The organism is Rhizobium croatiense, assembly GCF_019793465.1.
Classification (GTDB): domain Bacteria; phylum Pseudomonadota; class Alphaproteobacteria; order Rhizobiales; family Rhizobiaceae; genus Rhizobium; species Rhizobium croatiense.
Genome location: NZ_JAILYJ010000123.1, coordinates 1 through 255 on the forward strand (window position 1 = coordinate 1; position 255 = coordinate 255).

Annotated in this window: 1 pseudogene; it reads left to right on the forward strand. The window is 58.8% G+C overall.

The window, feature by feature from the left end:
* Positions 1-255, forward strand: a pseudogene (gene purU, locus K6M89_RS30850) (formyltetrahydrofolate deformylase); the annotation flags it as partial.

Consider the following 255-nt stretch of genomic DNA (forward strand, 5'->3'; position numbering starts at 1 on the left):
ATCTCGATACCGGCAAGTTCTTCATGCGGGTCAGCTTCATTTCGGAAGAGGGTCTGTCGGGCTCCGCGATCAGCGCCGATTTTGCCGCCGTCGCCGCGCCCTTTGCGATGGACTATGATTTCCACAACAGCGAAAGCCGCATGAAGGTGCTGCTGATGGTGTCGCGCTTCGGCCATTGTCTCAACGACCTGCTCTACCGCTGGAAGATCGAGGCGCTGCCGATCGACATCGTCGGCGTCGTCTCCAACCATTTCG